1 pseudogene is annotated in these 503 nt (G+C 48.9%); it reads right to left on the reverse strand.

From position 1 onward, the window contains the following. Nucleotides 1–438: pseudogene (locus ACT3TY_RS17915) on the reverse strand (helix-turn-helix domain-containing protein); the annotation flags it as partial. Between the last annotated feature and the right edge of the window lie 65 nt (nt 439–503).

Consider the following 503-nt stretch of genomic DNA (forward strand, 5'->3'; position numbering starts at 1 on the left):
GGTGCCCTCAATGAGCGGCGTATCCGCTTACAGCTATAGCCTTTTTTTTAACGCGCGCCGCAACGTGTCCTGGCTGACGACGTTACCTGTCTTCTCTTGAAACCTGGCATGGAGGACAGGCAGTTGATGGGGATACTCTTCAACCAATTGCTCTAACACAGCAAGATCACTCTCGCTGAGAAGATGGGGGCGTCCTTCGCGAGGCTTGTCTTGAAGACCTTCAATACCGTCTGCTTCCCATTGGGATAACCACGTCGATACCGTATCGCGCTTAACCCCGATAATATCGCGAACCTGGTTAATCGTATGGCCTTTGTGGTTGAGCAGAATGGCGTGAGCCCGACGACGTAACGCTCTCTTTTCGCCGTACTGGTAGGCTTCATTTAAGAGACGTTGCTGGTCAGGTGTTAAAGAAACGAAACGTAAGCGCCGAGACATGGTTCTGTGTTTTACTCTGTTGGGTCTTTGTTCTTTATACACTATAATTTATGCATAATCACTTA

Origin of the sequence: Halomonas sp. AOP22-C1-8 (assembly GCF_052378905.1) — a bacterium.
In the GTDB taxonomy this organism is placed as follows: Bacteria; Pseudomonadota; Gammaproteobacteria; order Pseudomonadales; family Halomonadaceae; genus Vreelandella; species Vreelandella citrativorans.